The sequence below is a fragment of the Allobosea sp. genome (assembly GCF_048595345.1).
Lineage (GTDB): Bacteria > Pseudomonadota > Alphaproteobacteria > Rhizobiales > Beijerinckiaceae > Allobosea.
On sequence record NZ_JBMDWH010000074.1, the window covers coordinates 1 to 26,467 of the forward strand.

Genomic DNA, 26,467 nt, shown 5'->3' on the forward strand with positions numbered 1-26,467 from the left:
GCGTGCTCGATCGCCCGCTCGCGCAGATGATAGAGCACCTGGTTGCAGGCGATGCGGCCCTGCCCGACGATGTCCAGCGCCTCCTCCAGATCGTCCTCGTCGAAATTGCTGACGCCCCAGGAGAGGATCTTGCCTTCGGCCTGCAGTGCCTCGAAGGCGGCGAAGGTCTCTTCCAGCGGATGCGGCCCGCGCCAGTGCAGCAGGTAGCAGTCCAGCCGATCGGTCTTCAGCTGCTTCAGCGAACGCTCGCAGGCGGCACGGGTGCCCCTCCGCGAGGCGTTGTGCGGCAGCACCTTGGAGACGAGGAAGGCCTCGTCGCGCCGCCCGGCGAGAGCCTCGCCGATGACCGCCTCCGACCGCCCGTCGCCATACATCTCGGCTGTGTCGATATGCGTCAGGCCCAGATCGAGCCCACGCCGCAGGGCCGCGACCGCCTCGGCCTTGTCCCCGCGTTCGAGATACCAGCTACCCTGGCCGATGGCGGGAACGGTCTTCCGAGTCCAGCTCGTCATGCGGCGTCCTCCTCGATGGGGCGTCGAGCCCGCCTCAGACCGGCGGCGTTCCGTTGGCCGAGAGCACTTCGCCGGCCAGATAGAGCGAGCCGCAGATCAGGATGCGCGGCGGGGCCGGCCAGACCCGCGCCGCAATCGTCCGCAGCGCCTGCTCCACCGACCCGGAAACCTCCGCCGTCAGGCCGGCGTCGCGCGCCGCCTGCGCCACCTCCTCGGCGGGGCGGGCGGCCGGTGCGTTCTCGATCGGGACGGCATGGAGCGTCTGCGCCAGCCCCTTGAAATGGCCGAGCGTCCCGCTCGCATCCTTGGTGGAGAGCAGCCCCGCGATCATCACCAGCGGCGCGGGGTTGCGGTCGGCGAGATCGGCCATCGCCTGCGCCAGCACGCGCCCGCCATCGGGGTTGTGGCCGCCATCGAGCCAGAGCTCCGCCCCTTCGGGCAGCAGATCGGCGAGACGCCCGCGCGACAGCCTCTGCAGGCGGGCCGGCCAGTCGGCATTCAGCATGCCGTCCTCGAAGGCCTTGGCCGGCAGCCGGCCATAACCGGCGGCGCGCAGGGCCGCGATCGCCGTGCCGGCATTGATGTGCTGGTGACGGCCCGACAGGCGCGGCAGCGGCAGGTCGAGCAGCCCGTCCTGATCCTCGTAGACCAGACGCCCGCCGGCCTCGTGGACGTTGAAATCCTGCAGGCCGACCAGGATTTTCGACGCGCCGATGCGCTCGGCCGCTGCTTCCAGCACCGCGGTCGGCTCCGGCTCCTGCGGCGCGATCACGGCCGGCGCACCGCGCTTGAAGATGCCGGCCTTCTCGCCGGCGATCTTGGTGACGGTGTCGCCGAGGAACTCGGCATGGTCCATCGAGACGGGGGTGACGACGGCGCAGGCCGGGTGCGGCACGACGTTGGAGGCGTCGAAGCGCCCGCCGAGTCCCACCTCCAGCAGCACCACATCCGCCGGGTGCTCGGAGAACAGCAGGAAGGCCGCGGCCGTCATCATCTCCCAGAAGGTGATGGGATCGCCGCCATTGGCGGCCTCGCAGCGCTCCAGCGCCTCGGCCAGCAGCGCATCCTCGACGAATTGGCCGCCGCCCGGCCGCCCCATCCGGATGCGCTCGTTGAAGCGGACCAGATGCGGCGAGGTGTCGACATGGACGCTCAGCCCACCCGCCTCAAGGATCGCCCGCATGAAGGCGATGGTCGAGCCCTTGCCGTTCGTGCCCGCGACATGGATCAGCGGCGGCAGGCGCAGATGGGGATCGCCGAGTTTTTCCAGCAGCCGGAGGATGCGGCCGAGCGACAGGTCGATCAGCTTGGGCCGCAGCGCCATGATGCGCGCGATGACCGCGTCGGAGGAGCTCATCGCGCCTGTTTCCGCCCGGCTGGACTCAAACCGCTTCGGCGGCGGGCAGCGCCGGGGCGGCGGGCGCCGCGGTTTCGGCGGGCAGGGCCGGCTGCTTCGTCAGCAGGCGCCCGAGCCGCGCCAGCGTCTCCGGCAGGTCGCGGCGATGGACGACCATGTCGACCATGCCGTGCTCCTTAAGATATTCCGAGCGCTGGAAGCCGTCCGGCAGCTTCTCGCGGATCGTCTGCTCGATCACGCGCGGGCCGGCGAAGCCGATCAGCGCCCCGGGCTCGGCGATGTGGATGTCGCCCAGCATCGCATAGGAGGCGGTGACGCCGCCGGTGGTCGGGTTCGTCAGCACGACGATATAGGGCAGGCCGGCCGCACGCAGCCGGCGCACCGCCACGGTGGTGCGCGGCAGCTGCATCAGCGACAGGATGCCCTCCTGCATGCGCGCGCCGCCCGAGGCGGCGAAGACGACATAGGGGGTCTTCTTGTCCAGCGCGGTCTCGGCGCCCTTGATGAAGGCTTCGCCCGCCGCCATGCCAAGCGAGCCGCCCATGAAGTGGAAGTCCTGCACCGCCAGCGTCATCGCCAGGCCCTTGACCCGCCCATAGCCGACCTTGAAGGCGTCCTGCGCGCCGGTCTTGGCGCGGGCGTCCTTCAGCCGGTCGATATAGCGCTTCTCGTCGCGGAACTTCAGCGGATCGACCGGCGCCTCGGGCAGGGCGACATCCAGCCACTTGCCCTCGTCGAAGGTCAGGCGCAGCCGCTCCGGCGCTGTGACGCGCATGTGATGCTCGGAGCCGGGGATGACATAGGCATTGGCCTCGACATCCTTGTGGAAGACCATCTGCCCGGAATCGGGGCATTTGATCCAGAGATTCTCCGGGCTCTCGCGCTTGAACAGCGTCTTGATGCGCGGGCGGACGACTTCGGAAATCCAGTTCATGGGGTCTGACGTCCCTGACGGTTGCGGCGCCTGTCGGCGCCGTCATGCAGGAGATGGGCCGTGCCGCGGCATCCTGCCGGGCAGCGCGGCGCGGTAAGTTTCAGGCGGCCTTGCGGCCCTCGCGCACGCCGCCGGCGAGTTCCTCGACCAGCGATGTGACGGCGGAAACGGTCTTTTCCGTGGCCCGGCCCTCACCATCCAACGAGAGTCGCACGCGCTCGACCAGCGCCGACCCGACGACGACGCCGTCCGCGCTCTGCGCGATCGTCGCGGCATCGGCCGCCGTCTTCACGCCGAAGCCGACCGCGACCGGCAGCTCGGTATGGCGCTTGATCCGCCTGACCGCCTCGCCGACCGCGCCGTAATCGGCGATCGCGCCGCCGGTCACGCCGGTGACCGAGACATAATAGACGAAGCCGGAGGTGTTCTGCAGCACCTTGGGCAGGCGCTTGTCGTCGGTGGTCGGCGTCGCGAGGCGGATGAAGCTGATCCCGGCTTCCAGCGCCGGGATGCACAGCTCGGTATCCTCCTCCGGCGGCAGATCGACGACGATCAGGCCGTCCACGCCAGCCTTGCGCGCATCGGTCAGGAAGCGATCGACCCCATAGGCCCAGATCGGGTTGTAATAGCCCATCAGCACGATCGGCGTGTCATGGCCGGCGGCGCGGAAGGCCTCGACCATCGAAAGCGTCTTCTTCAGCGTCTGCCCGGCCTTCAGGGCGCGCTGTCCTGCGAGCTGCACCGGAATGCCGTCCGCCATCGGATCGGTGAAGGGCACGCCGAGCTCGATCAGATCGGCGCCGGCGCCGGGCAGGGCGGCGAGGATCGCGGCGGAGGTCTCCGCATCCGGGTCGCCGGCGGTCACGAAGGTGACGAGCGCGGCGCGGCCCTCGCGGGCGCAGGCCTCGAAGCGGCTGCGGATGCGGCTCTGGCCGGTTTCGGTGGTATGGTCTGTCATGCGCCTGCGGTTAGCACGACGCGCACGAACTGGCGAGAGGCCTTGCCTGAGGCCGGCAAGCGGCTTGCGCGCGCCCGCCGCCTGCGCCACATCGCCTGCCGATGCGCGCCTTCGACACGAAGCTTCCGATCGACGCCGTGCTGGGCGAGCTCGCCTCCGCCCTGCGCAGCCGCCCCAATGCCGTGCTGGTCGCCCCGCCGGGCGCCGGCAAGACCACGCGCGTGCCGCTCGCGCTTCTCGACGAGCCCTGGACGAAAGGCGGCAAGCTGATCGTGCTGGAGCCGCGCCGTCTCGCCGCTCGCGGCGCGGCGGGCCGCATGGCGCAGACGCTCGGCGAGCGTGTCGGCGAGACGGTGGGCCTGCGCGTACGCCTCGGCTCCAAGATCGGGCCGAAGACCCGCATCGAGGTCGTGACCGAGGGCGTCTTTGCGCGGATGATCCTCGACGATCCGGCGCTGGAGGGCATCGCCGCCGTGCTCTTCGACGAGTTTCACGAGCGCTCGCTGGACGCCGATTTCGGGCTGGCGCTGGCCCTCGACGCCCAGGGGGGCCTGCGCGAGGATCTGCGCATCCTCGTGATGTCGGCGACGCTGGACGGCGCCCGCGTCGCCAGGCTGCTCGGCGAAGCGCCGGTGATCGAAAGCGAGGGCCGCGCCTTCCCGGTCGAGACCCGTCATCGCGGTCGCGATCCGCTGAAGCGCATCGAGGACGAGGTCGTCGAGACGATCCTGCTAGCGTTGAACGATCAGCCGGGCTCGCAGCTGGTCTTCCTGCCGGGTCAGGGCGAAATCCGCCGTGTCGAGGAGCGCCTGAGCGAGAAGCTGCGCGACCCCGCCGTCGAGATCGCACCGCTCTATGGCGCGCTCGACCAGCGCGAGCAGGACAGGGCCGTGCTGCCGGCGCCCCCCGGACGCCGCAAGGTGGTGCTGGCGAGCGCCATCGCCGAGACCTCGCTGACCATCGAGGGCGTGCGGGTGGTGATCGATTCCGGCCTCGCCCGGGTGCCGGTCTACGAGCCCGATATCGGCATCACCCGGCTGGAGACCCGCCGCGTCAGCCGCGCCGCGGCCGATCAGCGTCGCGGCCGCGCCGGCCGCACCGAGCCCGGCATCTGCTACCGGCTCTGGGAAGAGGCCGCGACCGGCGCGCTGGAGCCCTTCGCCCGCCCCGAGATCCTCTCCGCCGATCTTGCTCCGCTGCTGCTGGACTGCGCGGCCTGGGGCGTCGCCGATCCGGCGAGCCTCGCCTTTCTCGACGCGCCGCCCGCCCCGGCGCTGAAGGAGGCCCGCGCCCTGCTGGCCGCCATCGGTGCGCTCGACGCCCACGGCCGGATCACGCCGGAGGGGCGGGCGCTGCAGGCCCTGCCCCTGCCGCCGCGTCTCGCAAGGATGGTTCTGGTCGCCGGGCGCTTCGGACAGGCCGGGCTCGCCGCCGATCTGGCCGCCCTGCTGGTCGAGCGCGGTCTCGGCGGCGACGCCCTCGATCTCGCGGAGCGGCTGGAGCGCTTCGGGCGCGAGCGCGGCGGCCGGGCCGGCGATATGCGCCGCCTCGCCGAGGGCTGGGCGCGCACCGCCGAGCGCCAGGCGCCGGCCGTGCCCGTGGCGCCGATGGGGGAGGCGGTCTCGCCGGGGCTGCTTCTGGCCTTCGCCTATCCCGACCGCATCGCGAAGGCGCGTTCGCCGGGCTCCGGCCAATATCTGCTCGCCAATGGCCGCGGCGCGCAATGCGAGCCGGGCCAGCGCCTCGCCCGGGAGCCTTATCTCGTCGTTGCCGAAATGACGGGCTCCGCCCAGCAGGCGCGCATTCTCGCCGCCGCCCCGATCACGGAGAGTGAGATCGCCGCGCTCGTCGACGCGGGGCTCGCACCCTATCCGCTCGCCGAGCGGCAGGAGGCGAGCTTCGACCGGGCGGCGCGGGCGCTCAGGGTGCGGGCGGTGCGCCGCTATGGCGCGCTCGCCCTCGCCGAACGCCCCCTGCCGGTGGTTGCCACGACGGAGAACGCCGACGCCCTCGCCCGGGGCATCGCCGCTCTCGGCATCGGGCTCCTGCCCTGGACCAGGGGGCAGAACCAGCTGCGCGAGCGCGTCGCCTTCCTGCGCCGGGCCGAGCCCGAGGCCGGCTGGCCCGACCTGTCGGATGAAGGCCTCGCGGCCGAGCCGGAACTGTGGCTCGCCCCCCATCTCCTCGGCCGCGCCTCGCTCGGGGCGATCGAGCCGGGCGATCTCGATTCGGCGCTGGCCGCGCTCCTGCCCTGGGAGATGAAGCGCCGGCTCGATGCCGAAGCGCCGACCCATTTCACCGCCCCGACCGGCTCCTCCCTCGCGGTTGATTACGCCGCCGAGGCGGGCCCGACGATTTCCGTGCGCGTGCAGGAGCTTTTCGGGCTGGCGATCCATCCCGCCCTCGCAGGCGGGCGGGTGCCGCTGGTGCTGGAGCTGCTGTCGCCGGCGCATCGGCCGATCCAGTTGACGCGCGACCTGCCGGGCTTCTGGCGCGGCTCCTGGGCGGCGGTGAAATCCGAAATGAAGGGCCGCTATCCGCGCCATCCCTGGCCGGACGATCCCGCCGCCGCGCTGCCGACCACGCGGGCCAAGCCGCGGGGAACGTGAGCATCCTCGTCATTGCGAGAAGCAAAGCGACGAAGCAATCCAGAGGACCGGCCAGCCCCGCCCCTCCGGATTGCTTCGCGGAGCTTGTCCTTGGGCTTGCCGAAGGCAAGACCCGAGGGCTCGCAATGACGGCGGAGGCTCAATTCCCCATGCGCTCGCGCCATTGCCGCTCGCCGGAAAGGCAGCTGGCGGGTATGGTGGCCTGTGCCTTCTGCACGCTCGCCTCGGGCGGTGCCTCCGCGATCTCCCGCACCAGCTTGGTGCGCGTCGCATCGACGAACTGGTGCTTCTCGCGGATCGGGATGACGAAGGCGCCGATGCCGGTGACGACGCACTCCTTGTAGTAGACGTCCAGATTCTCGATGTCGAAATAACCGGCCTGCTTCAGCATTACGGGCAACCCGTTGATGGCGATGCCCTTGGCGCCGGCCTCGTCGCGCGCGGCGGTGACGGGCCTGCCGTCATTGTTGGCGCCGTCGCCGGAGATGTCGATCACACGCCGTGCAGCGGTGACGGGCGCCTCCTCCAGCAACTTCACCGAGAGGTCGATCGCCGCCGAGATTGAAGTGCGCCGTCCGCGCCGCTGCGGCGCTTCGCCGAGTTCCTCGGCGAAGGCGTTGGCCGCCGCGGGGCCGTCGATCACCTTCCAAGGCCTGACGACATATTGCAGGCCGCCGCCCGCCCATTCGACATAGGTGACGGCGATCTTGCCGAGCGCGCCCTTGCCGATCGCATCATGCAGCTCCTTCGAGCGGAAGGCCTCGATATAGCCGTTCCGCTGCAAGGCGAGCTCGTCCGGGTCCATCGAATAGGAAATGTCGACCGCCATCACGAGCGCGACATCCACCTCCTCGGGCGGACCGGCGCTCTGCGCCAGTGCGGCGGAAGCGCCCAGAAGCGCGGCCGCCAGACATGAGAGACCGAACAGCCGCCGCCGCATCGCCACCTCCGCATCCCGAAGCGGAAACGAGTGTGCTCCGGTGCAGCGGCGGCGCCAAGCATCAAAAGCCGGCTTCGGATGCCCGTTCAGATCGCAATCTCGCGAGCGGCCGCAGCCGCCCGCTCAGCCGGCCCGGCGGCTCTCGACGATGCGGATCGCGGCGGCCAGAACCTCGTCGATGCCCAGCGCCGAGGTGTCGAGCAGAATGGCGTCGTCCGCCGCCTTCAGCGGAGCGTCGCTGCGCCCCGAATCGCGGGCGTCGCGCCGGCGGATATCGGCCAGGATCGCCTCCTGCGTCACCACCTCGCCACGCCCTGTCAGCTCCTTGAAACGGCGGGCCGCGCGCACCTCCGGCGTCGCGGTGACGAAGAGCTTCGCGCTGGCCTGAGGGCAGATCACGGTGCCGATGTCGCGCCCGTCCAGCACGGCCCCGCCGGGCTGGCCGGCGAAGTGCCGCTGCCGCGCCAGCAGCCCGGTCCGGACGGCCGGCATGGCGGCGACCACGGAGGCGGCCTCGCCGATCTCGCGCCCGCGCAAGCGCTCTTCGGGAAAGGCGTCCTGATCAAAGCTGCCGACGATCGCCGCTGCGGCCGGCGCGTCGCGGATGTCGTGGCCGGCATCGAGCATCGCGCGCGCGACCATGCGGTAGAGCAGCCCGGTATCGAGATAGGGCAGGCCGTAATGGGCCGCGAGCCGTCGCGCGAGCGTGCCCTTGCCGGAGGCTGCCGGCCCGTCGACCGCGATCACCAGTGGATCCTGCATGGCCGGCCCGCTCATGCGGTCGGCTTCGCTGCGCGACCGAGCGCGCCCGCGACGCCGGTCGGCGCGCCCGCAACGCCGGTCGGCGCGTGCGCGCCCGTGCGCGGACGCCGTCCGATATGTCTCGTGGCTAAATCGGGGTCGTCAAGCATCGCCGCCGTGAAGGCTCTTCCGGAAACGGAAGGGCGGGCCTAGCATGGCGATGCGCGCCCTGCCAATCGGCTTCCGCGGCTGCGCCCGCCGCCCTGCCGGGGCCGCGCGTGCAAATGAGCATTTGACAGCGCCGCCCGCCCCGACTAACGGACGCGCCTGCTTTCAGAACATGATGGTCGAAGGGTCCGACGCAGTGGCGAAACCGGAACTCGGAACGAAGCGCGTTTGCCCGGTCACGGGGCGCAAGTTCTATGATTTGAACAAGGATCCCGTGGTCTCGCCCTATACGGGCCAGGCCTATCCGCTCTCGATGTTCGAGCCGCAGGCGAAGCCAGCCCCGGCGCCGAAGCCCGACGAGGAAGAGGAAGAGGTCGAGGCCGCCGACGGCGCCGTCGAGCTCGTTTCGCTCGAGGATGCCGATGCGGAGACCTCCGAGAAGGAGGCCGTCGTCACCAGCGAGGACGACATCGAGGTCGAGGACGAGATCGACGCCGAGGACGACGACACCTTCCTGGAAGAGGATGAGGAAGGCGACGACGACGTCTCCGATCTCATCGACGGCGAGATCGAGGGCGACGAGGACAACTGATCCTCGTGCCGCGAAAAAAGATGACGACACGACGACAATAGGCGCTTGTGTCTTCCGCCGGGTCCGCCTATAGAGCGCTGCGTCGCCGACAGGCGGCCCGGACTTGGAACCGCCGAGGCGGTTCGAAACGACCGGTTTGACGATCGAACCCCAATCGATCGTCGCGAGTGGGGCCATAGCTCAGCTGGGAGAGCGCCTGCATGGCATGCAGGAGGTCAGCGGTTCGATCCCGCTTGGCTCCACCAAATCTTCTCAGATCGATCATGATTGGCACGGCACAGGGCGATCCCGGTGCGAGGCGGCAGACCGGCCCGTGAAACCCTCCGACGGGCGAGAGGCAGCATCCCTCGGCGCGGCGGCGGATCCGGCCTTGGGTATCCGGCCAGACAGGCCCCGAGCGACAGGAAATCCCATGGCCAAACGCACCAAGTCCAAGGCGCTCGACAGCGAGTTCACGATGTTCGACGTCGTCTATTCGGACGGCTCGCGCACCTCGAATCGGCGCGTCCCGACCGCTCTGCTCGGCGGCATCGACGGCGACGAGCCGGCCCGCGAAGCCATCGGCGAACAGGATCGGGCGATCTCCGAAAAATCCGGCAAGCCGCCTCTGGCCATCGTCACTCTGATCCGCTCGGCGAAATCGGCTCCCGAACCGGGCAAGGACGCCAAGAAGAAGCGCGGCGCGAAATAACCGCGCCGCTTCGGCCCGCTTGTCTGCATCGGCGAGGGGGCATCGGCACGTCATTGACGCTGCGCGAGGTTTCGAGGGATCGAAATCGCCTCTGGCGTGTTGATGCTCCGAGCGCCGCCTTTAAGGCGCAAGGAGTATCGTCATGATCAGCCTCAAGCAGACCGCTTTGTCCATCGCCGCCCTCGGCATGCTCGCCACCCCCGCTCTGGCCCAGCCCAAGACGCTGGGGCCTTCCACCGGCACGGTGCGCATCGAGCAGGTCCAGGCCGGCTTCATCGCCTCCGGCGAAGTCGGCGGCGGCACGCTCCGATATCGCGGCAAAGCCTATCCCATCACCGTCGGCGGCCTCGGCATCGGCACCATCGGCGCCTCGCGCACCGTGGCTTCGGGCACCGTCTACGGCCTGCGCAACGTCTCCGATTTCTCGGGCGCCTATGTCCAGCTGAAGGAAGGCTGGGCTGTCGGCCCGGCCGGCCGCGGCTCGGTCTGGCTGCAGAACAACAAGGGCGTGACGCTGCGGCTCAACACCCGGCGCCAGGGTCTCCAGCTCTCGCTGGGTGCAGACGGCGTCGTGATCGGCTTCAAGCAGTAAGCCGCGTCCCGCGGCACGCGGAGGGGCTGGGCTTTTCCGCCGGCCGCATTATGGTGCGGCCACTTTGACAGCCGCGCTTCTCCTTCCCGCCATCATGCTCGTCGCCGCTTTCGCGGCGGCGGGCTTTTGCGTGGTGCTTCGGCCCTTGCTGCAGCGCTATGCGCTGGCCCGGCCCAATGCCCGCTCCAGCCACCGCATTCCCACGCCCCAGGGCGGCGGTATCGCCGTGCTGGCCAGCGCCTGCGTGGCGCTGGCGCTGGCGAGCCTGTTCGTGCCTCTCGAAATGCAGGCGCCACGGGCCCTTCTCGTTGTCGGCACGGGGGCTGTCGCCTTGGCGGTCGTCGGCGCCGTCGATGACATTCGGCCCCTCTCCGCCAGCCTGAGACTGCTTCTGCAGGCGCTGTGCATCGGTTTCGTGCTGTGGCAGGCGGACCCTGCTTTGCGGCTCTTTCCCGAATTCATGCCGCTCGCCGTAGAACGGGGCCTGGCGCTGCTGGCCGGGCTCTGGTTCGTCAATCTCGTGAATTTCATCGACGGGCTGGACTGGATGACGGTCGTCGGCTTCGTCCCCTTCACTGTCCTGCTGGCCCTGTGCGGCGCGGCCGGCGTTCTCGATCCCGGAACCGGCTGGCTGGCGGCGGCGCTCTGCGGCGGCCTGATCGGCTTTGCGCCCTTCAACCGGCCGGTGGCGCGGCTTTTTCTCGGCGATGTCGGCTCGCTGCCTTTGGGGCTGATCGGGGCCTATCTGCTCTACCGGCTGGCGGGCACGGGCGCCTTCGCCGCCGCGATCATCCTGCCGCTCTATGCGATCGGCGACGCCACGGTCACGCTGCTGCGCCGGCTGGCGCGCGGCGAGCGCGTCTGGGAGGCGCATCGCTCGCATTTCTACCAGCAGGCGACGGTCAATGGCTTCTCGGTGCCAGGGGTCGTCGGCCGGGTCTTCGTGCTGAACCTCATTCTCGCAGGGCTCGCTGCCCTCGCCATCGCCATGCCGCAGCCTGCGGTGCAGATCGGGGCGCTGGCGGCGGCGCTGCTCCTGACCGCCGGGCTGATGCGTCTCTTCGCCTGCCCGCGCCGCGTCGATGGCTGAGCCCCTCGTCCTCCTGACCGGCGCGACCGGCTTCGTCGGCCCGCATGTCGTCGCGGCGCTGAGGGTCGCCGGCTACCGACTGCGACTCGCGCAAAGGCGACCGGCCGAGCCCGTCGCGGGGGTGGAAACCGTCGCCATCGGCGATCTGGCACGTCCAGTCGACTGGGGCGCGAGCCTGCGCGGCGTCGATGCGGTCGTCCATATGGCTGGGCTCGCCCATGCCGGACCGGGGCTCGACGAAGAACTCTACCGGCGAATCAACACACAGGCGACGCTGGAACTCGCAAGGGCGGCGCAGGCCGCCGGCACGCGCCGCTTCGTCTATCTCTCCTCGATCAAGGCCGTCACCGGCGCCTTCGACCGCGCGCCGGTCCTCGACGAGGAGGAGCCGGCGCCGGACGATGCCTATGGCCGCTCCAAGCGGGCCGCCGAGCAGGGCCTCGCGGAGCTGGATCTCGACTGGGTCTCGCTCAGGCCGGTCCTGATCTATGGCGAGGGCGTGAAGGCGAACATGGCGGCGCTGCTGCGCCTTGCCCGGTTGCCGCTGCCTTTGCCGCTGGGTGGCTTGCGAGCGCCGCGCTCGCTGCTGGCGGTGGAGAACCTCGCCTCGGCGATTCTCTTCGCCATCAGTGAGGCCTGCCCGCCGCGCCGCAGCTACATCCTCGCCGACCCGGAGCCGATCGCCGTCGCTAACATGCTCGCCGCCCTGCGCGCGGGGGCAGGCCGCAAGCCCGGCCTCGTCGCCGTGCCCGAGGCCTTCCTGCGCCGGCTCGCGCGGCTGGCGGGCCGCGACGAAACCTTCCTGAAACTGGCCGGCAGCCTCGTCGCCCGGCCGGATGCGCTGCTCAGGGTTGGCTGGCGGCCGGCTGTGGAGACGCGGGCGGCGCTGATGCGCCTGTCTGCGCCTCGCCGCGCCGACTGAAATCTGGGATAGCCTCGACCAGCACGGCATCGGCCGCGGCGCGATCGCCCGCCTGAACCGCCCGTTCCAGCCGCATGAGCCAGTCCTGGATGCGGGAGCGTTCCGCGAAGCTGGGCTTGGCCGCCATCACGCCGTCGAGCCCGGTTTCCGCCATCGGCTCGTCGCGCGCGAACAGGATTTCGTTCAGCCGTTCGCCGGGCCTGACGCCGGTCACCACGATCTCGATCTCGGCGCCGGGCTCGTAGCCGGCGAGGCGGATCATCCGCTCGGCCAGATCCATAATCCGCACCGGCTGGCCCATCTTCAGCACATAGACAGCGGCGCGCTCCGCCTCCGGCCCGGCCGTGCGGGTGTGCGAGGCGGCGGTCAGCACGAGGTCGCAGGCTTCGCGGATCGTCATGAAATAGCGGATCATGTCGGGGCTGGTGACAGTGATCGGCCCGCCCCGAGCGATCTGCGCCTTGAATTTCGGCACCACCGAGCCGACCGAGCCGAGCACATTGCCGAACCGCACCGCCACCAGGCGCACTCCGGAGGCGGCATCGACGAATTCGGCGTCGCGGGACTGCACATAGATCTCGGCGAAGCGCTTGGTCGCCCCCAGCATCGAGACCGGCTCGATCGCCTTGTCGGTCGAGATCAGCACGAAGGTGCGGGCCCCGGCGGCGATCGCCGCATCGGTGACGTTCACCGAGCCGAAGACATTGGTCTTGATGCCCTCGCTCCAATCGGCCTCGAGATAGGGCACATGCTTCAGCGCGGCCGCGTGCAGGACGATATCGGGGCGGAATTCGGCGAAGAGCGGCAGGATGCGGCCGCGGTCGCGCACATCGGCCAGCGCTCCGGACACCTTGATGTCCGGCGCCACGACCGCGAGTTGCTCGGTGATCTGGAACAGCGCCGGCTCCGAGCTCTCCACCACGAGAATCTCGGCGGCCCCAAAGGCGGCGCAGCGCAGGCAGATCTCGGAGCCGATCGAGCCGCCGCCGCCCGTCACGATGACGCGCTTGCCCTTCAGGAAGCTGCCCAGCCGCCCGCGATCGATGGTCACGGTGGAGCGCACCAGCAGATCCTCGATCTCCAGCGGCGCGACATCGGTGTCGCCTGTGCTCTCGCCGGGCGCGTCGATCCGCGAGATCGGCAAGGCGAGCTTGCGCGTCTGAGCCAGCCATTTTTCCGGCTGCGCCTCCGGCAGCAGCGCCGAAGGCGTGGCGACGATGCGCCGGAAGGCCTCGCCGCGCTGCTCGGCATCGGTGACCACCGTGTCGATGTCGGACAGCAGGCCCAGAACCGGCACGCCGCGGATCGACTGGCCGAGATCGTCCATGCGCGGGGTCAGGATGCCGGCCGGGCGCAGCCGCCGCATCGTGCCCGCCTCCATCGCCCGGATCACCATCTCGATCTCGACGCCGCGGCCGAGCAGCAGGGCCGGCAGGGCGGCGTCGCGCTCGGCCGTGTTGCGCGAGCGCGCATATTTGAAATAGCGGTAGGCCAGCCGCGGCCCGCCCAGCAGCGCGATCTGCACCAGCCAGTAGAGCGCGATGGTGATCTTGCCGAAATAGAAATTCCCGTAGAAATCCGGCGAGACCAGCACATAGTCGATCGCGAGCAGGCTGATCGTCAGCACCGAGACCGCGCGCACGATGTTCGACAGGTCGGGCAGCGAGGCGAACCGCCATTTCGAGCGGTAGAGCGAGAAGAACCAGTAGACCAGCCCGGCATAGCCGACGAAGAACGGCAGGAAGCGCGGCAGATAGCGCAGATGCTCGGCCAGCAGCCAGCCTTCGAAGCGCACCACGAAGACGAGCCAGATCGCCAGCGCCGTCACGACCAGGTCGTGGACGATGATGGCGATCTTCTTCAGGGTTTGCTTGGGCAGGCTGGCCATGTCAGGCGGGGGTATCCCGCTCCCTCGATGGCTTGTCAACGCGCGAGCCGGCGGCGGGCTCAGTCGCGGGCCGGTCCGGCTTCCAGCGCGCCGACGATGAAGTCGATCATCTCCTCGGCGCCGGGGCCGGGCATGCACTCGCATTGGGTGATCAGCAGCGGGTGCATGAAGCGGATCATCCCGGTGCGCACGCAGCCCGTGGCATGGGCCGGATCGATCGGGCGGAACTCGCCGCGGGCGATGCCGTCCGCCACCACCCGGCGCAGCAGCGCGTCGAAGCGCTCGATATGGGCGATGATCGCGTCCCAGCTCTCGTCCATCGCCGCGCAGACCATTTCCTGCATGCGGGCATGGCCGGCAAAGCGCGCGGCGTTGAGCCGGAAGGAGGCGGCGAGCATCTCGCGAAGCCGGTCCGGCGCCGGCCGGTCCTGCTCGGCGATGGCCAGGAGCGCCTCTTCCTGCTCGCGCTTGTAGCGGTCGAGAACGGCCTCGTTGATCGCCTTCTTAGAGTCGAAGAAGCGATAGACATTGGCGGGGCTCATCCGCAGCGACTTGGCGATATCGGCCACCGTCGTCTTCTGATAGCCGATTTCGCGGAAGAATCGCTCGGCGGTGTCGACGATGTCCTGCCTGGTATCGCGCTCGATCTGGCTCACGACGCGGTCTTGCTCTTTCGGATGAGGGAGAACAGCGATCTCAGTATCGCTATGACGAATTTCATCATTCGTCAACTTCATGGCGAATAAAAGGATTTTCGAGAGCCGGATCGGGCCGAAAGAGGTTTCCTTTGCGGCAGGGACGGGCTCATCCGCCCCGCTTGGCCGCAATGGCGAGCAGGGCCTCGATGTCGAGATGCGCCTCCAGATGCCGGCTCAGCGCGTCCAGGGTCTCCTCCACGCTCGACTCGTAGCGCGCCAGCGGCTCGCGTGTCCCCGCGATACGGGCCAGCAAGGCGGCCCGGATGGCGTCGGACGACAGGAGGCCGTGCAGATAGCTGCCCGCGACCCGTCCATCGGCGCTGGCGGCGCCTTCGGCCCGGCCTTCGGCGGTGAACGGCGCGCGGGCGGTATCGGGCCCATCGGTGGCGCCGAGATGGATTTCATAGGCGCGGCCCGAGCCGCCGCCGGCACCATGGCTCACGGCCACCTCGCGCACGGTCTTGTCCCGGTCGAGTGTGGTCTCGACATCGAGCAGGCCGAGCCCCGCCGCCTCGCCCGCAGGCCCTTCCAGCCCAAGCGGATCGCGCACGACGCGCCCGAGCATCTGATAACCGCCGCACAGGCCGAGCACATGCCCGCCCCGGCGCCGATGCGCCAGGATGTCGATGTCCCAGCCTTCCTCCCGCAGCGCCGCCAGGCCTCGCAGCGTGGTCTTCGAGCCGGGCAGGATCACGAGATGCACGTCGCCTGGAAGCGGCTGGCCCGATTCGACCAGCATGAGATCGACATCCGGCTCCAGCTTCAGCGGGTCGAGATCGTCGAAATTGGCGATGCCCGGCAGCACCGGCACGGCGATGCGGATGCGGGCCCCCGGCTTGCGCTCGCCGCGCAGGTCGAGCCCGTCCTCGGCCGGCAGGCGGCGCGCCGCGGCGAACCACGGCACGATGCCCAGGCTCTGCCAGCCGGTCGCGGCCGTGATGGTCGCGAGGCCGGGTTCGAACAGCTCCGGCGCGCCACGGAACCGGTTGACGGCGAAACCGTGGATCATCGCCCGGTCCGCTGTGTCGAGCACGGCATGCGTCCCCACCAGACTGGCGATGACGCCGCCGCGGTCGATATCGCCAATGAGCACCGCCGGGACGCCCGCCGCGCGGGCAAAACCGAGATTGGCGATGTCGCGGGCGCGCAGATTGGTCTCGGCCGGCGAGCCCGCGCCCTCCACCAGCATGAGATCGGCATTCCGGCCGAGGCGCTCGAAGCTCTCCAGCACCGCCGGGAGCCAGTCGCCTCGGCGGGCGAAATCGCGCGAGGACAGCCGGCCGGCCACCCGGCCCTGCAGGATGACCTGGCTGCCGCGCTCGCCCTCGGGCTTCAACAGCACGGGATTCATGTCGGGATGAGGCTGGATTCGAGCGGCACGGGCCTGGAGGGCCTGGGCGCGCCCGATCTCGCCCTGCGCGGTGGCCGCGGCATTGTTGGACATGTTCTGCGGCTTGAACGGCCGCACGTTGAGCCCGCGATCGGCGAAGAGCCGGCACAACCCGGCGACCAGCAGCGATTTGCCGACATTGGAGCCGGTGCCAAGGATCATCACGGCGGGGGGAGGAGCGAGGGCCATCGCCCCTGATTAGCCCATCACGGGGCAAAGATGCAGCCGCCGATCGCGCTTTCCGCATGGTTTGCCGGCTCGTTGCGGCAGGCCGCTGCGCCAAAGGGGCGAAGTCGCATCAGCCGCCGCAACGAACCGACATCGCCAATCAATCCTGATTTGTGACGATTGTCAACATTCATCACTCGGCATTTTTCGGACGCGATAGCGGTCTGCCGGCAGGTGCCAGCATCCGCCCGGCATGCTAAAGCCGGCTTCCCTTCGATGGTGCCGATCCTGAGCGATGAATCCGATCTTCTCCGCCCTCGAGACCAGCGTGTTCGAGGTGATGTCCCAGCTCGCGCGCGAGACGGGCGCGATCAATCTCGGCCAAGGGTTCCCTGACGATCCGGGCCCCGAGGATGTCCGCGCGAGGGCGGCCGAGGCCGTGATGACGGGCTGGAACCAGTATCCGCCGATGATGGGCCTGCCGGAGCTGCGCCAGGCCGTGGCCGCGCATTATCGCCGTTGGCAGGGGCTCGAGCTCGATGCCGATCGGGAGATCATGGTCACATCGGGCGCGACCGAGGCAATCGCGGGCGCGCTGATGGCGCTGCTGGCGCCGGGCGACGAGGTCGTGCTGTTCGAGCCGATGTACGATGCCTATGTGCCGCTCGTGCGCCGCGCCGGCGGCATTCCGAAATTCGTCACGCTGAAGCCGCCCCATTTCGGTCTGACCGAGGAGGCTCTGGCGCAGGCCTTCTCGCCGAAAACCCGGGTCGTGCTGTTCAACAATCCGCTGAACCCGACCGCGACGATCTTCAGCGAGGCCGATCTCGACCTGCTCGCCGATTTCTGCGTGCGATTTGACGCGGTCGCGATCTGCGACGAGGTCTGGGAGCATGTGGTCTTCGACGGGCGCCGCCATGTTCCCGTGCTGTCGCGCCCGCAGATGCGCGAGCGCACGGTCAAGATTTCCTCCGCGGGCAAGATCTTCTCGCTCACCGGCTGGAAGGTCGGCTTCGTCATGGCCGCCCCGCCGCTGATGCGGGTTTTGGCCAAGGCGCATCAATACATTACCTTCACCACCCCGCCGAACCTGCAGGCGGCCGTGGCCTATGGGCTGGGCAAGGATGACGGGTATTTCGAAGGAATGCGGGCCGGCTTCCAGCGCTCGCGGGACCGGTTCGCCAAGGGCCTCGAGGATCTCGGCTATGCGGTGCTGCCCTCGGCCGGGACTTATTTTCTCAATGTCGACATCGCCCCTCTGGGCGAGGCCGACGACGTGGCCTTCTGCCGCCGCCTCGTCATGGAAAAGGGCGTGGCCGCGATCCCGGTCAGCGCGTTCTATGCGCAGGGTGCCGTGAAGACCGTGGTGCGCTTCTGCTTCGCCAAGCGGGACGAGACGCTGGACGGCGCGCTGGAGCGGCTGGATCCCCGTCACCCCGTCCGCTGAGCCGGCTCTAGCCTTCCATCAGCCGCTCGGCGAGCGCCCCCGCCTCGGCGAGCCGCGCCTGATATTCGCCCGCCCGCGCGCGATCCCCCTGGATGGCGACGTCGACCGCCTCCACCATCTGCGCCAGCCCGCGTTGCGCACGGTCGAGATCCTTGGTCCGGCGGGCGAGTTCGAGAATCGCCTCGGCCTGGTTCATCCGGCTGCGCGCCCAGGACAGGGGAACCTTGTCGCGCGGCAGCTCCTCCAGCGCCACGTCGAAGAGCTTCAGCGCCTCTTCCAGCACCACCGGCTCGCTGTAGCGCTCCGCCATCGAGACGAGGACGGCGCCCATCTGGTCCTTCAGCTGGGCCCAGCGCAGCGGCTCCCGACGGCGGTCGATGGAGTCCGAGACGCGGGTGAGGCCGTTGAAGGCGCGCTCCAGCAAGGCCAGATCGGTGCGGCGCTTGCCCAGCGTGGCCCGGGCGCGTGAGATCATGTGCTCGGCCTCGAGCCAGCGCGGCTCGTTGTCGGATCGTGGCCAGGTGGCGAGCAGCCCGGCATAATTCGCGATGGCGTCTTCGAGCAGATTGTCGTCGTGCTGGCCCGTGCCCAGCGCCACGGCGAGGCGGCCGAAGCGCAGCTTCATCGCCCGCCACAAGGCGGGCGCCTCCTCCCGGGACAGATATTCGAGGCCGGAACGGCAGTGGTCGAGCGCCTGCTCACGCCAGCGCGTCTCGCCGGTGACGGCGCCGAGACTTTCCAGTGCGGTGGCCAGAAGATCCTGGATCTGCGCGTAAGCGAGGGTATCGGCGAGCCGGTCCAGCGGCTGCAGCTGACGCCGCAGCAGCGGGATCGCGGCCTCATAGCCCTCGCGACCGCCCAGATCCTCGCTCAGCCGCATCAGCACCCGGGCCTGGTCCAGAGCGACCGCCCGGCTGCGCGCAGGATCGGCAAGCGCCAGCACGGCGGCGGCCTCGCCATAGCGCGTGGCGGCCTCGCGATAGCCCTCGGGACTGGTGCGCAGGAAGCTGAGGGCGGCGCGGTCGGCCCGGTTTTCGCCGATCAGCAGGCGTCGCTCCGGCGGCAGGGCCGACAGATCGTGGGCGCCGTCGATCGCCGCGAGTTCCGCCTGCGCGAGCGCCTTGTCCGCCTCCGACAGCCGCCCGGCATGAATCGCGGTGCCCGCCTGTGCACGCAGCTGCGCGATCACGCCCGGCGCCAGCGGCGCGGTCAGCCTTTCGACCAGAGCAAGGAAATCCTGGGATTTGCGTTCGAGCAGAGCGGAAGCGGGAACGCCCGTCTCCGGCCGCCGCACCCAATCGGACATCACCGCCGCCAATGCGACCGGCGGCAGCCCGCAGCGTCCGGCGACCCGGGCCAGAGCCGTAGCGATCTCATCCGATTGGGTGATGACGGCCTCCCGCCGAACCGCTGGATCGTCGAACCAAGATGAAGAGGGCGGTCCCGGCCCCGCCGTTCCCGGTTGGCAAGGCGTTGAACTCCCTTGCCAACCGGCTGTGACACTGCCCTGATTCCGGCCAGCGGAATCGAGATTTCCGCGCTCTTTACAAGCGACGGGTTAACAATCGTTCCTTTCGGGACGACTCGGCGCCGTCCCGAAAGGATCGGGTCTCATTTGGCGGCGATGACGGCGATCTCGACCGTGAACTGCGGGGCGGCGAGCTTGGCCTCCACCGTGGCGCGGCCCGGCGTGGCGTCGGCGAGGACCCACTTGTCCCAGACGGCGTTCATCTCGGCGAAGGTCGACATGTCGGCGAGCCAGATGTTCACCATCAGCAGCTTCGACTTGTCCGAGCCGGCCTCGGCCAGCAGCCCGTCGATGATCTCCAGGATCTCCTGCGTCTGCTCGGCGACGCTCTTGCCGGCCGCCTGGTTCGCGACCTGCCCGGCGAGGTAGACGGTGTCGCCATGCACCACGGCCTTCGACATGCGCGGGCCGGGCTGAATACGCTGAATGCTCATTTGATATCTCCTCTTCGGACGCTCCGCTGGTAGCCCGGCGGGCGCCGTTCCGCAATTGCCAGTGCTCACGATACCGCGGCCCAGCCGGCCCAGAGCGCCGCATAGCGCGCCGCCTTCCCCGTGAGCACGAGCAGGGTAAAGGGCAGGGCCGGAAAGCGCAGCGTGCCCGCCACGAAGGTCAGCGGGTCGCCGACGATCGGCAGCCAGGCCAGCAGCAGGCAGGGCCAGCCATAGCGCGCGAACAGGCCCTGGGCGCGGGCGAATTGCGCAGGATCGGGCCGGATGCGCGGCGGCAGCCGCTCGAGCCCGTGGCGGGCGATCAGGATACCGAGCCACCAGTTGAGCAGGGAACCGGCGGTGTTGGCGAGGCTCGCGACGAGAAACAGCGCCGACGGATCGACGGTGCGCGCCGCCAGCAGCCCGACGAAGACCGCTTCCGACTGCGCCGGCAGCAGCGTCGCGGCCACGAAGGCGGCCGCGGCCATGCCGGCCAGAGATGCAAGAGTGTCCATCAGCGCGCGGCGTGGCTGAGACCCGGCACGGCTAGAGCCGACGCAGCGCGACCTGCTGGATGCGGTGGCTGGCGCCCTTGGTCAGGATCAGGCTGGCGCGCTGGCGCGTGGGCAGGATGTTCTCCTGCAGGTTGGGCAGATTGATTCCGGTCCAGAGCTTCTCGGCGATGGAAAGCGCCTCTGTCTCAGCGATTTCGGCATATTTCCGGAAGAAGGAGCGGGGGTCGCGGAAGGCGGTCTGGCGAAGCGTCATGAAGCGGTTGACGTACCAGCGATGCAGATCGTTCTCGTCGGCATCGAGATAGACCGAGAAATCGAAATAATCCGACACGAAAGGGATCACCGTTCCGTCCTTCGGCATCCGGCTCGGCTGCAGGACGTTGAGGCCTTCGAGAATGAGAATGTCGGGCCGCTCGACCGTCACCGTCTCACCCGGCACCACGTCGTAGACCAGATGCGAATAGACCGGCGCCGTCACGGTCGGCTTGCCGGCCTTGATGTCGGAGAGGAAGCGCAGGATCGACGAACCGTCATAGCTCTCGGGAAAGCCCTTGCGCTGCATCAGCCCGCGCCGTTCCAGCTCGGCATTCGGCATCAGGAAGCCGTCCGTGGTGACGAGCTCGACCTTCGGCGTGTTGGGCCAGCGCGACAGCAGAGCCTTCAGCACGCGCGCCGTGGTCGATTTGCCGACCGCGACCGAGCCGGCGACGCCGATGATGTAAGGGACTTTGACCTCCGCTTCGGCCATCAGGAAGCGCTGCGTCGCCTTGAACAGCCCCTGCGTGGCCGCGACATAGAGCGACAGCAGGCGCGACAGCGGCAGATAGATCGCAACGATCTCGTCGAGTGAGATCGGGTCGTTGATCGATTGCAGCTTGGTCAGATCCTCCGCCGACAGCGTCAGCGGCGCGTCGGCGCGCAGATGGGCCCATTCGTCGCGCGAGAACACCCGATAGGGCGAAATCAGATCGCGCTCGGGCGGGGTCGATATCGGGCGGGGGTCCGTGATCGTGCCTTGGCCCATGAGGCGGTCCGCCATCCAGGATTCGAGATTCAAGGGGACGGTCCTCGGGGCTTCGACGCAACTCAGCCGGGTCTGGACGCTTTTTCGGCCAGCCCTGACCGCACTGTGCGGGCCTCAAGCTGGCTCAACACGTCCTGCAATGCAACATCGCGCGCCTTGAGCACGACCAAAAGATGATAGAGCACGTCCGCGCTTTCGGCGATCAGCTCCGCCCGATCGCCTTTCACCGCGGCGATCACCGCCTCCACCGCCTCCTCGCCGAACTTCTTGGCGGCGCGCTCGGGCCCCGCGGCGAGCAGCTTGGCGGTCCAGGATTCCTCCGGAGAGGCGGCTGCGCGCTCGGCGACGCGGGCTTCGAGATCGGAGAGGGTGAAGCCCGCCATCAGACGAGCCTCATCCTCAGCCCGGCTTGCGCCATATGCGCCTTGGCCTGGCCGATGCTGTAGGTGCCGAAATGGAAGATGGAGGCGGCCAGCACGGCCGAGGCATGGCCCTGGGCCACTCCCGCCACGAGATCGTCGAGATCGCCGACGCCGCCCGAGGCGATCACCGGCACCGAAACCGCATCCGCGATGGCCCGCGTCAGGCCGAGATCATAGCCGACCTTGGTGCCGTCGCGATCCATCGAGGTGACGAGCAATTCCCCTGCGCCGAGCGAAACGACCTCGCGCGCGAAGGCCGTCGCCTCCAGCCCCGTGGCATTGCGCCCGCCATGGGTGAAGATCTCCCAGCGGCCGGGTGAGACCTGCTTGGCGTCGATCGCGACGGTGATGCACTGGGCACCGAACTTCTCGGCCGCTTCCTTGACGAACTGCCGGTTGGTGACGGCGGCGGTGTTGATCGAGACCTTGTCGGCCCCCGCCAGCAGCAGGGCGCGGATGTCCTCGACCTTGCGCACGCCCCCGCCGACGGTCAGCGGCATGAAGCAGGCTTCGGCGGTGCGGGTCACCACATCGAGCAGGATGCCGCGATCCTCGTGGCTCGCCGTGATGTCGAGAAAGCAGAGCTCGTCGGCACCGGCCGCGTCATAGGCCTTGGCCGCCTCCACCGGATCGCCGGCATCGACCAGGTCGAGGAATTTCACGCCCTTGACGACGCGGCCGTCCTTGACGTCGAGGCAGGGGATGATGCGTGTTTTTAGCATGCTCGCTCACGAATGGCTGCGCTGCGCCCATGCCACCTTTCTCTGATTATGTCATCTATGTCGATGAGAGCGGCGACCATGATCTGACATCGGTAGCGCAGAGCTATCCGATTTTCGTTCTCGCATTCTGCATCTTCAAGAAAGCGGACTACATTCGCAACGTGGTGCCGCAGATTCAGGAATTCAAATTCCGCTGGTTTGGGCACGACAACGTGATCTTGCACGAACACGAAATCCGGAAGCAGAAGCCTCCTTTTAAATTCTTGCAGAATGAAGAGCGTCGAAGGCTGTTCATGCACGAACTGACGGAGATCCTTGAAAGTTGTCCCACGACCGTCATCGCTTCGGTCATCGACAAGCCTCGCCTAGCACGGCGCTATGCAGAGCCGGACAATCCATACCATATCGCCATGCAATTTTGCATGGAACGGACTCATCGGTTTCTGGACGAACGCGGGCAGGCAGGTCGCTCGACGACGATCATGTTCGAAAAGCGGGGTGAGAAGGAGGACGTCAAGCTGGAGCTGGAATTCCGCCGCATCAAGGATGGCGCGAACTTTGGCGGCGCCGCTATGGCGGATCTAGATATTCGCTTGGTTGATAAGAGGGCGAATTCATCCGGGCTTCAGATCGCAGACCTTTTCGCGAGGCCGATTGGAATCAAGACGCTTCGCCCCGAGCAGCCAAACCGCGCTTACGATATTATCGAAATGAAGTTTCGACGGAGTAATGCAGGGGAGATACGAGGCTACGGCCTCAAGCTGTTCCCATAAGCGAAAGGCCCCAGTCGAAACCGAGGCCTAGCGCCGACCGGGAACAACCCCCAGTCCATTTGAACAAACAGATAGTGAACAAATTCAGCTTTGTCAAGAAAATCTTGACTCAGGAATCGATTCGAGTCCGTGCGCTGAGTCGCTTCAACGCCTCGCCTGCGTCGATCCGACCGTCATAAAGCGCGCGACCGGTGATCGCGCCTTCCAGGATCGCGGCATCGGGCGCGCAGAGGCGCTCGATATCGGCGAGGGAGGCAAGACCGCCCGAGGCGATCACCGGGATCGAGACGGCTTGCGCCAGCGCGATGGTGCCGTCCCAGTTGATGCCCTGCAGCATGCCGTCGCGGGCGATGTCGGTGTAGATGATCGCGGCCACGCCGGCATCCTCGAAGCGCCGGCTAAGATCGGCCGCCGCGAGCGAAGAGGTCTCGGCCCAGCCTTCGACCGCGACATAGCCGTCCCGCGCATCGATGCCGACCGCCACGCGGCCCGGAAACGCCTTCGCCGCCTCGCGCACGAAGCCGGGGTCACGCACCGCCGCCGTGCCGATGATGACGCGGGCGATGCCCTTCTCCAGCCAGCCGGCGACGGTCTTCATGTCGCGGATGCCGCCGCCGAGCTGCACCGGAAAGGCGACGCGGGCGAGGATGGCCTCGACCGCGGCCGCGTTCATCGGCTTGCCGGCGAAGGCGCCGTCGAGATCGACGACATGCAGCCACGCGAAGCCCTGCGCCTCGAAGGCGGCGGCCTGCGCGGCCGGATCGTCGTTGAACACGGTGGCCTGCGCCATGTCGCCCTGCTTCAGGCGCACGCAGCGGCCTTCCTTGAGATCGATCGCGGGGAAAAGGATCACGGCGTCCAGCCCAGAAAATTGGCGATGAGCTTCAGGCCCAGCGTCTGGCTCTTTTCGGGGTGGAACTGCGTGCCGGCGATGTTGCCATGCGCCACCATCGCCGTCACCGGCCCGCCATGGTCGGTCACCGCCACCACATCCTGCGCGCGCTCGGGCACCAGCGCGTAGGAATGCACGAAATAGGCGTGCAGCCCCTGCGGGCCCGTCTCGATGCCGGCGAGCAGCGGATGCTCCTCCTGAAGATGCAGCGTGTTCCAGCCCATATGCGGGATCTTGAGGCTGTCGTCGCGCGGCTCGATGAGCGCGACATCGCCCGCAATCCAGCCCAGCCCCGGCGTTACCGCATATTCCAGTCCGCGTGAGGCGAGCAGCTGCATGCCGACGCAGATGCCGAGAAAGGGCTTGCCCTTGCCCCGCACGGCTTCTTCCAGCGTTTCGACCATGCCGGGCACGGCGTCGAGTCCGGCGCGGCAATCGGCGAAGGCGCCGACACCCGGCAGCACGATGCGGTCGGCCGCCCGCACCACGCCCGTGTCGCTGGTGACATGGATGGTGGAGGCGATGCCGGCCTCGCCGGCCGCCCGCTCGAAAGCCTTGGCGGCGGAGTGCAGGTTGCCGGAGCCGTAATCGATGATGGCGACCGATTGACTCATCGACCCCGCGCCTCCGGGAACAGCCCGATGATCGGCAGCGGGCCTGTGGGGCGCGGCGGAGCGGCGGGTGTGCTCGGGACCGGAAGCGGCGCCGCGTTGTCGCCGGCGAGTGCGCGCTCGAACCAGCGGCGCTCGGCTTCAGCGAGGGTGCGCGCCTCGACGACATCGGCGAGCTGCCAGCCCTGCCGGGTCAGCTTGCGGACGACGAGATTGCGGCCTTCCAGGCCCAGCACGAACGCGAAGATCCAGTAGAGCAGGCTGAGCGCGCTCTCGTTCAGGCCGATCCATGCATGCAGGACCCAGACGACGCCCCAGAATAGCATGAACAGCAGCGTCGCCAGCCAAAGCCGGCGGCCGAGCAGCCACAGTCCGGTGAGCAGGAACGCGCCCCAGCTGAAGCTATCCGCGATCAGCCGCGCCTTCTCGATCGCGCTGCGTCCGCCGCTCTCGGCGGGGGGCGGTGTCATGACGGTGTAGAAGGCCATCAGAGCGCGCCCTTGGTGGAGGGCACGCGCCCGCCTTCGCGCGGATCGACCTCGAGCGCCTGGCGCAGCGCCCGGGCCAGCCCCTTGAAGCAGCTTTCGGCGATGTGGTGGGCGTTGTCGCCATAGAGCGTCTCGACATGCAGCGTGATGCCGGCGTTCATGGCGAAGGCCTGGAAGAACTCCCGCACCAGCTCGGTGTCGAAGCTGCCGATCTTCTGGGCCTTGAATTCCGTCCGGAAGACGAGGAAGGGCCGTCCCGAGACATCGACGGCGACGCGCGTCAGCGTCTCGTCCATCGGCAGATGGATGTCGGCATAGCGGCGGATGCCTTTCTTGTCGCCGAGCGCCTGCTTCACCGCCTCGCCGAGCGCGATGCCGGTATCCTCGACCGAGTGGTGGTCGTCGATCTGCGTATCGCCCTTCACCTTCACGGTGAGATCGATCAGCGAATGGCGCGCGAACAGGTCGAGCATATGGTCGAAGAAGCCGACGCCCGAGGCGATCTTGGCCTTGCCGGTGCCGTCGAGATGGAGCGAGACCGCGATGTCGGTCTCGTTGGTGCGGCGCTTGACTTCGCCCGAACGCATGCTGGCCTCTTCGGGGCTGGCGGGTTGAACGGCCCGCTTTAGCAGGGGAGGCGGGGGATGGCCACTGGTGCGATGAAGGGCCCGGGGAACCCCTCGCCTGCCTCGAAGTCGGCGGTTGCCGACTTCGGCACTCGAGTGCTGATCTCGGGCGGCCCGAGATCAGGGAGAGGGGCAGGGGTGAGGGGTCGGCACTTCGACCAATGAGGCAACTTCCTTACCGCAGCAGCGGGCAAGTCTCGGCTACGGTGTCCAACGGTCGACCTCTGCCCTCTCCCTCCGGAAGAGGGTTCCCCGCGCTGTCTGCGCCTACTCGCAGGCCGTGAGCCCTCACACCTTCGCCAGAGCCTGCTCCAGATCGGCGATCAGGTCGTCGGGGTGCTCCAGCCCGATCGAAAGCCGCACCAGCCCGTCGCCGACGCCCATCGCGGCGCGCACCTCGGGGGTGAAGCGCTGATGCGTCGTCGTCGCGGGATGGACGATCAGGCTCTTGGCGTCGCCGAGATTGTTGGAGATGCGGATCAGCCGGCAGGCGTCGAGCAGGCGATAGGCGCCTTCCTTGCCGCCGGGCACCTCGAAGGCGATCATCGTGGACGGCCCGCTCATCTGGCGCTTGATGATCTCCGCCTGCGGATGGTTGGCATGCCCCGGGAAGATCACCTTCGGCAGCCGGGACTGCGCCGCCAGCCAGTCGGCGACCTTGCCGGCGTTCTCGGCCTGCTTGGCGACGCGCAGCGGCAGCGTCTCCAGCGATTTCAGCATCACCCAGGCGTTGAAGGG

29 protein-coding genes and 1 tRNA gene are annotated in these 26,467 nt (G+C 68.7%); 9 read left to right on the forward strand and 21 right to left on the reverse strand.

Annotation, left to right across the window (positions count from 1 at the left end; translation table 11 throughout):
- The 4 genes from ACOJTB_RS08470 to trpA all read right to left on the reverse strand — a co-directional run.
- The coding region (locus ACOJTB_RS08470) for an aldo/keto reductase (protein ID WP_420102091.1) at nucleotides 1-512 on the reverse strand (512 nt) is incomplete at its 3' end.
- Nucleotides 513-546: 34 nt separating this feature from the next.
- Nucleotides 547-1,869, reverse strand: a complete 1,323-nt coding sequence (locus ACOJTB_RS08475) for a bifunctional folylpolyglutamate synthase/dihydrofolate synthase (protein ID WP_420102092.1) — start codon at nucleotides 1,867-1,869, stop codon at nucleotides 547-549.
- A 25-nt stretch (nucleotides 1,870-1,894) separates the two neighbouring features.
- Nucleotides 1,895-2,803 (reverse strand): acetyl-CoA carboxylase, carboxyltransferase subunit beta, encoded by a 909-nt coding sequence (accD, locus tag ACOJTB_RS08480; protein WP_420102093.1) that lies wholly within the window; start codon nucleotides 2,801-2,803, stop codon nucleotides 1,895-1,897.
- Between the two features lie 100 nt (nucleotides 2,804-2,903).
- Entirely contained in the window at nucleotides 2,904-3,761 is an 858-nt protein-coding gene (trpA, locus tag ACOJTB_RS08485) for a tryptophan synthase subunit alpha (protein WP_420102094.1), read from the reverse strand.
- Nucleotides 3,762-3,862: 101 nt separating this feature from the next.
- Here trpA and hrpB point away from each other — a divergent pair, with 101 nt between their 5' ends.
- Nucleotides 3,863-6,370, forward strand: a complete 2,508-nt coding sequence (hrpB, locus tag ACOJTB_RS08490; protein ID WP_420102095.1) for an ATP-dependent helicase HrpB — start codon at nucleotides 3,863-3,865, stop codon at nucleotides 6,368-6,370.
- A 139-nt stretch (nucleotides 6,371-6,509) separates the two neighbouring features.
- On the opposite strand, the gene ACOJTB_RS08495 is transcribed toward hrpB, so the two are convergent.
- Both ACOJTB_RS08495 and cmk read right to left on the reverse strand, forming a co-directional pair.
- The gene (locus ACOJTB_RS08495) at nucleotides 6,510-7,310 is read right to left on the reverse strand and encodes a DUF1194 domain-containing protein (RefSeq protein ID WP_420102096.1); all 801 of its coding nucleotides are present in this window, start codon (nucleotides 7,308-7,310) and stop codon (nucleotides 6,510-6,512) included.
- A gap of 123 nt (nucleotides 7,311-7,433) precedes the next feature.
- Entirely contained in the window at nucleotides 7,434-8,060 is a 627-nt protein-coding gene (gene cmk, locus ACOJTB_RS08500; protein WP_420102114.1) for a (d)CMP kinase, read from the reverse strand.
- 355 nt (nucleotides 8,061-8,415) lie between these two features.
- Between cmk and ACOJTB_RS08505 the strand changes: the two genes are divergently transcribed.
- From ACOJTB_RS08505 to ACOJTB_RS08530, 6 genes are all read left to right on the forward strand, one after another.
- A complete protein-coding gene (locus ACOJTB_RS08505) occupies nucleotides 8,416-8,811 on the forward strand; it encodes a TIGR02300 family protein (protein WP_420102115.1) in 396 nt (131 codons plus the stop codon).
- A 169-nt stretch (nucleotides 8,812-8,980) separates the two neighbouring features.
- Nucleotides 8,981-9,056 (forward strand) — tRNA-Ala (locus tag ACOJTB_RS08510).
- Between the two features lie 167 nt (nucleotides 9,057-9,223).
- On the forward strand, nucleotides 9,224-9,502 hold the full coding sequence (locus ACOJTB_RS08515; protein WP_420102097.1) for a hypothetical protein: 279 nt from the start codon (nucleotides 9,224-9,226) through the stop codon (nucleotides 9,500-9,502).
- Between the two features lie 142 nt (nucleotides 9,503-9,644).
- Nucleotides 9,645-10,094, forward strand: a complete 450-nt coding sequence (locus ACOJTB_RS08520; RefSeq protein ID WP_420102098.1) for a hypothetical protein — start codon at nucleotides 9,645-9,647, stop codon at nucleotides 10,092-10,094.
- Between the two features lie 94 nt (nucleotides 10,095-10,188).
- Nucleotides 10,189-11,184, forward strand: coding sequence for an MraY family glycosyltransferase (locus ACOJTB_RS08525; RefSeq protein WP_420102116.1), 996 nt, complete (start codon nucleotides 10,189-10,191; stop codon nucleotides 11,182-11,184).
- Nucleotides 11,177-12,106 carry an NAD-dependent epimerase/dehydratase family protein gene (locus ACOJTB_RS08530; RefSeq protein WP_420102099.1) on the forward strand — a complete coding sequence of 310 codons (930 nt, stop codon included), beginning with the start codon at nucleotides 11,177-11,179 and terminating at the stop codon, nucleotides 12,104-12,106. The genes ACOJTB_RS08525 and ACOJTB_RS08530 overlap by 8 nt, the downstream gene beginning before the upstream one ends.
- Here the strand turns inward: ACOJTB_RS08530 and ACOJTB_RS08535 are convergent.
- The 4 genes from ACOJTB_RS08535 to ACOJTB_RS08550 all read right to left on the reverse strand — a co-directional run bounded on the left by ACOJTB_RS08535 (nucleotide 12,030) and on the right by ACOJTB_RS08550 (nucleotide 16,444).
- Nucleotides 12,030-13,985 (reverse strand): SDR family NAD(P)-dependent oxidoreductase, encoded by a 1,956-nt coding sequence (locus ACOJTB_RS08535; RefSeq protein ID WP_420102117.1) that lies wholly within the window; start codon nucleotides 13,983-13,985, stop codon nucleotides 12,030-12,032. The two genes, ACOJTB_RS08530 and ACOJTB_RS08535, sit on opposite strands and share 77 nt — an antisense overlap.
- A gap of 68 nt (nucleotides 13,986-14,053) precedes the next feature.
- Nucleotides 14,054-14,650 carry a TetR/AcrR family transcriptional regulator gene (locus tag ACOJTB_RS08540; RefSeq protein ID WP_420102100.1) on the reverse strand — a complete coding sequence of 199 codons (597 nt, stop codon included), beginning with the start codon at nucleotides 14,648-14,650 and terminating at the stop codon, nucleotides 14,054-14,056.
- 148 nt (nucleotides 14,651-14,798) lie between these two features.
- Nucleotides 14,799-16,271 carry a cobyric acid synthase gene (locus tag ACOJTB_RS08545; protein ID WP_420102101.1) on the reverse strand — a complete coding sequence of 491 codons (1,473 nt, stop codon included), beginning with the start codon at nucleotides 16,269-16,271 and terminating at the stop codon, nucleotides 14,799-14,801.
- Nucleotides 16,272-16,288: 17 nt separating this feature from the next.
- Entirely contained in the window at nucleotides 16,289-16,444 is a 156-nt protein-coding gene (locus ACOJTB_RS08550) for a hypothetical protein (protein ID WP_420102102.1), read from the reverse strand.
- A 101-nt stretch (nucleotides 16,445-16,545) separates the two neighbouring features.
- Here ACOJTB_RS08550 and ACOJTB_RS08555 point away from each other — a divergent pair, with 101 nt between their 5' ends.
- Nucleotides 16,546-17,697 carry an aminotransferase gene (locus ACOJTB_RS08555; RefSeq protein ID WP_420102103.1) on the forward strand — a complete coding sequence of 384 codons (1,152 nt, stop codon included), beginning with the start codon at nucleotides 16,546-16,548 and terminating at the stop codon, nucleotides 17,695-17,697.
- Nucleotides 17,698-17,704: 7 nt separating this feature from the next.
- On the opposite strand, the gene ACOJTB_RS08560 is transcribed toward ACOJTB_RS08555, so the two are convergent.
- The 6 genes from ACOJTB_RS08560 to hisF form a co-directional block, all read right to left on the reverse strand.
- Complete coding sequence (locus ACOJTB_RS08560) at nucleotides 17,705-19,003, reverse strand: hypothetical protein (protein WP_420102104.1); 1,299 nt, start codon at nucleotides 19,001-19,003, stop codon at nucleotides 17,705-17,707.
- A 305-nt stretch (nucleotides 19,004-19,308) separates the two neighbouring features.
- On the reverse strand, nucleotides 19,309-19,659 hold the full coding sequence (locus ACOJTB_RS08565) for a RidA family protein (protein ID WP_420102105.1): 351 nt from the start codon (nucleotides 19,657-19,659) through the stop codon (nucleotides 19,309-19,311).
- A 65-nt stretch (nucleotides 19,660-19,724) separates the two neighbouring features.
- Nucleotides 19,725-20,171 carry a YqaA family protein gene (locus tag ACOJTB_RS08570; RefSeq protein ID WP_420102106.1) on the reverse strand — a complete coding sequence of 149 codons (447 nt, stop codon included), beginning with the start codon at nucleotides 20,169-20,171 and terminating at the stop codon, nucleotides 19,725-19,727.
- Between the two features lie 31 nt (nucleotides 20,172-20,202).
- Nucleotides 20,203-21,195 carry a type I pantothenate kinase gene (coaA, locus tag ACOJTB_RS08575; RefSeq protein WP_420102118.1) on the reverse strand — a complete coding sequence of 331 codons (993 nt, stop codon included), beginning with the start codon at nucleotides 21,193-21,195 and terminating at the stop codon, nucleotides 20,203-20,205.
- Nucleotides 21,196-21,257: 62 nt separating this feature from the next.
- Nucleotides 21,258-21,578 (reverse strand): phosphoribosyl-ATP diphosphatase, encoded by a 321-nt coding sequence (locus tag ACOJTB_RS08580; RefSeq protein ID WP_420102107.1) that lies wholly within the window; start codon nucleotides 21,576-21,578, stop codon nucleotides 21,258-21,260.
- Nucleotides 21,578-22,339, reverse strand: a complete 762-nt coding sequence (gene hisF / locus ACOJTB_RS08585; RefSeq protein ID WP_420102108.1) for an imidazole glycerol phosphate synthase subunit HisF — start codon at nucleotides 22,337-22,339, stop codon at nucleotides 21,578-21,580. The genes ACOJTB_RS08580 and hisF overlap by 1 nt, the downstream gene beginning before the upstream one ends.
- Before the next feature lie 29 nt (nucleotides 22,340-22,368).
- On the opposite strand from hisF, the gene ACOJTB_RS08590 reads away from it, so the two are divergent.
- The gene (locus ACOJTB_RS08590; protein ID WP_420102109.1) at nucleotides 22,369-23,112 is read left to right on the forward strand and encodes a DUF3800 domain-containing protein; all 744 of its coding nucleotides are present in this window, start codon (nucleotides 22,369-22,371) and stop codon (nucleotides 23,110-23,112) included.
- A 109-nt stretch (nucleotides 23,113-23,221) separates the two neighbouring features.
- Here ACOJTB_RS08590 and hisA read toward each other — a convergent pair whose 3' ends face one another.
- The 5 genes from hisA to ACOJTB_RS08615 all read right to left on the reverse strand — a co-directional run.
- Nucleotides 23,222-23,974 carry a 1-(5-phosphoribosyl)-5-[(5-phosphoribosylamino)methylideneamino]imidazole-4-carboxamide isomerase gene (gene hisA / locus ACOJTB_RS08595; RefSeq protein WP_420102119.1) on the reverse strand — a complete coding sequence of 251 codons (753 nt, stop codon included), beginning with the start codon at nucleotides 23,972-23,974 and terminating at the stop codon, nucleotides 23,222-23,224.
- Nucleotides 23,962-24,618 carry an imidazole glycerol phosphate synthase subunit HisH gene (gene hisH, locus ACOJTB_RS08600; protein ID WP_420102110.1) on the reverse strand — a complete coding sequence of 219 codons (657 nt, stop codon included), beginning with the start codon at nucleotides 24,616-24,618 and terminating at the stop codon, nucleotides 23,962-23,964. The genes hisA and hisH overlap by 13 nt, the downstream gene beginning before the upstream one ends.
- Nucleotides 24,615-25,103 (reverse strand): DUF2628 domain-containing protein, encoded by a 489-nt coding sequence (locus tag ACOJTB_RS08605; RefSeq protein WP_420102111.1) that lies wholly within the window; start codon nucleotides 25,101-25,103, stop codon nucleotides 24,615-24,617. Before ACOJTB_RS08605 ends, hisH begins: the two co-directional genes overlap by 4 nt.
- Nucleotides 25,103-25,690 (reverse strand): imidazoleglycerol-phosphate dehydratase HisB, encoded by a 588-nt coding sequence (gene hisB, locus ACOJTB_RS08610; RefSeq protein WP_420102112.1) that lies wholly within the window; start codon nucleotides 25,688-25,690, stop codon nucleotides 25,103-25,105. Before hisB ends, ACOJTB_RS08605 begins: the two co-directional genes overlap by 1 nt.
- A gap of 327 nt (nucleotides 25,691-26,017) precedes the next feature.
- The coding region (locus tag ACOJTB_RS08615) for a PLP-dependent transferase (RefSeq protein WP_420102113.1) at nucleotides 26,018-26,467 on the reverse strand (450 nt) is incomplete at its 5' end.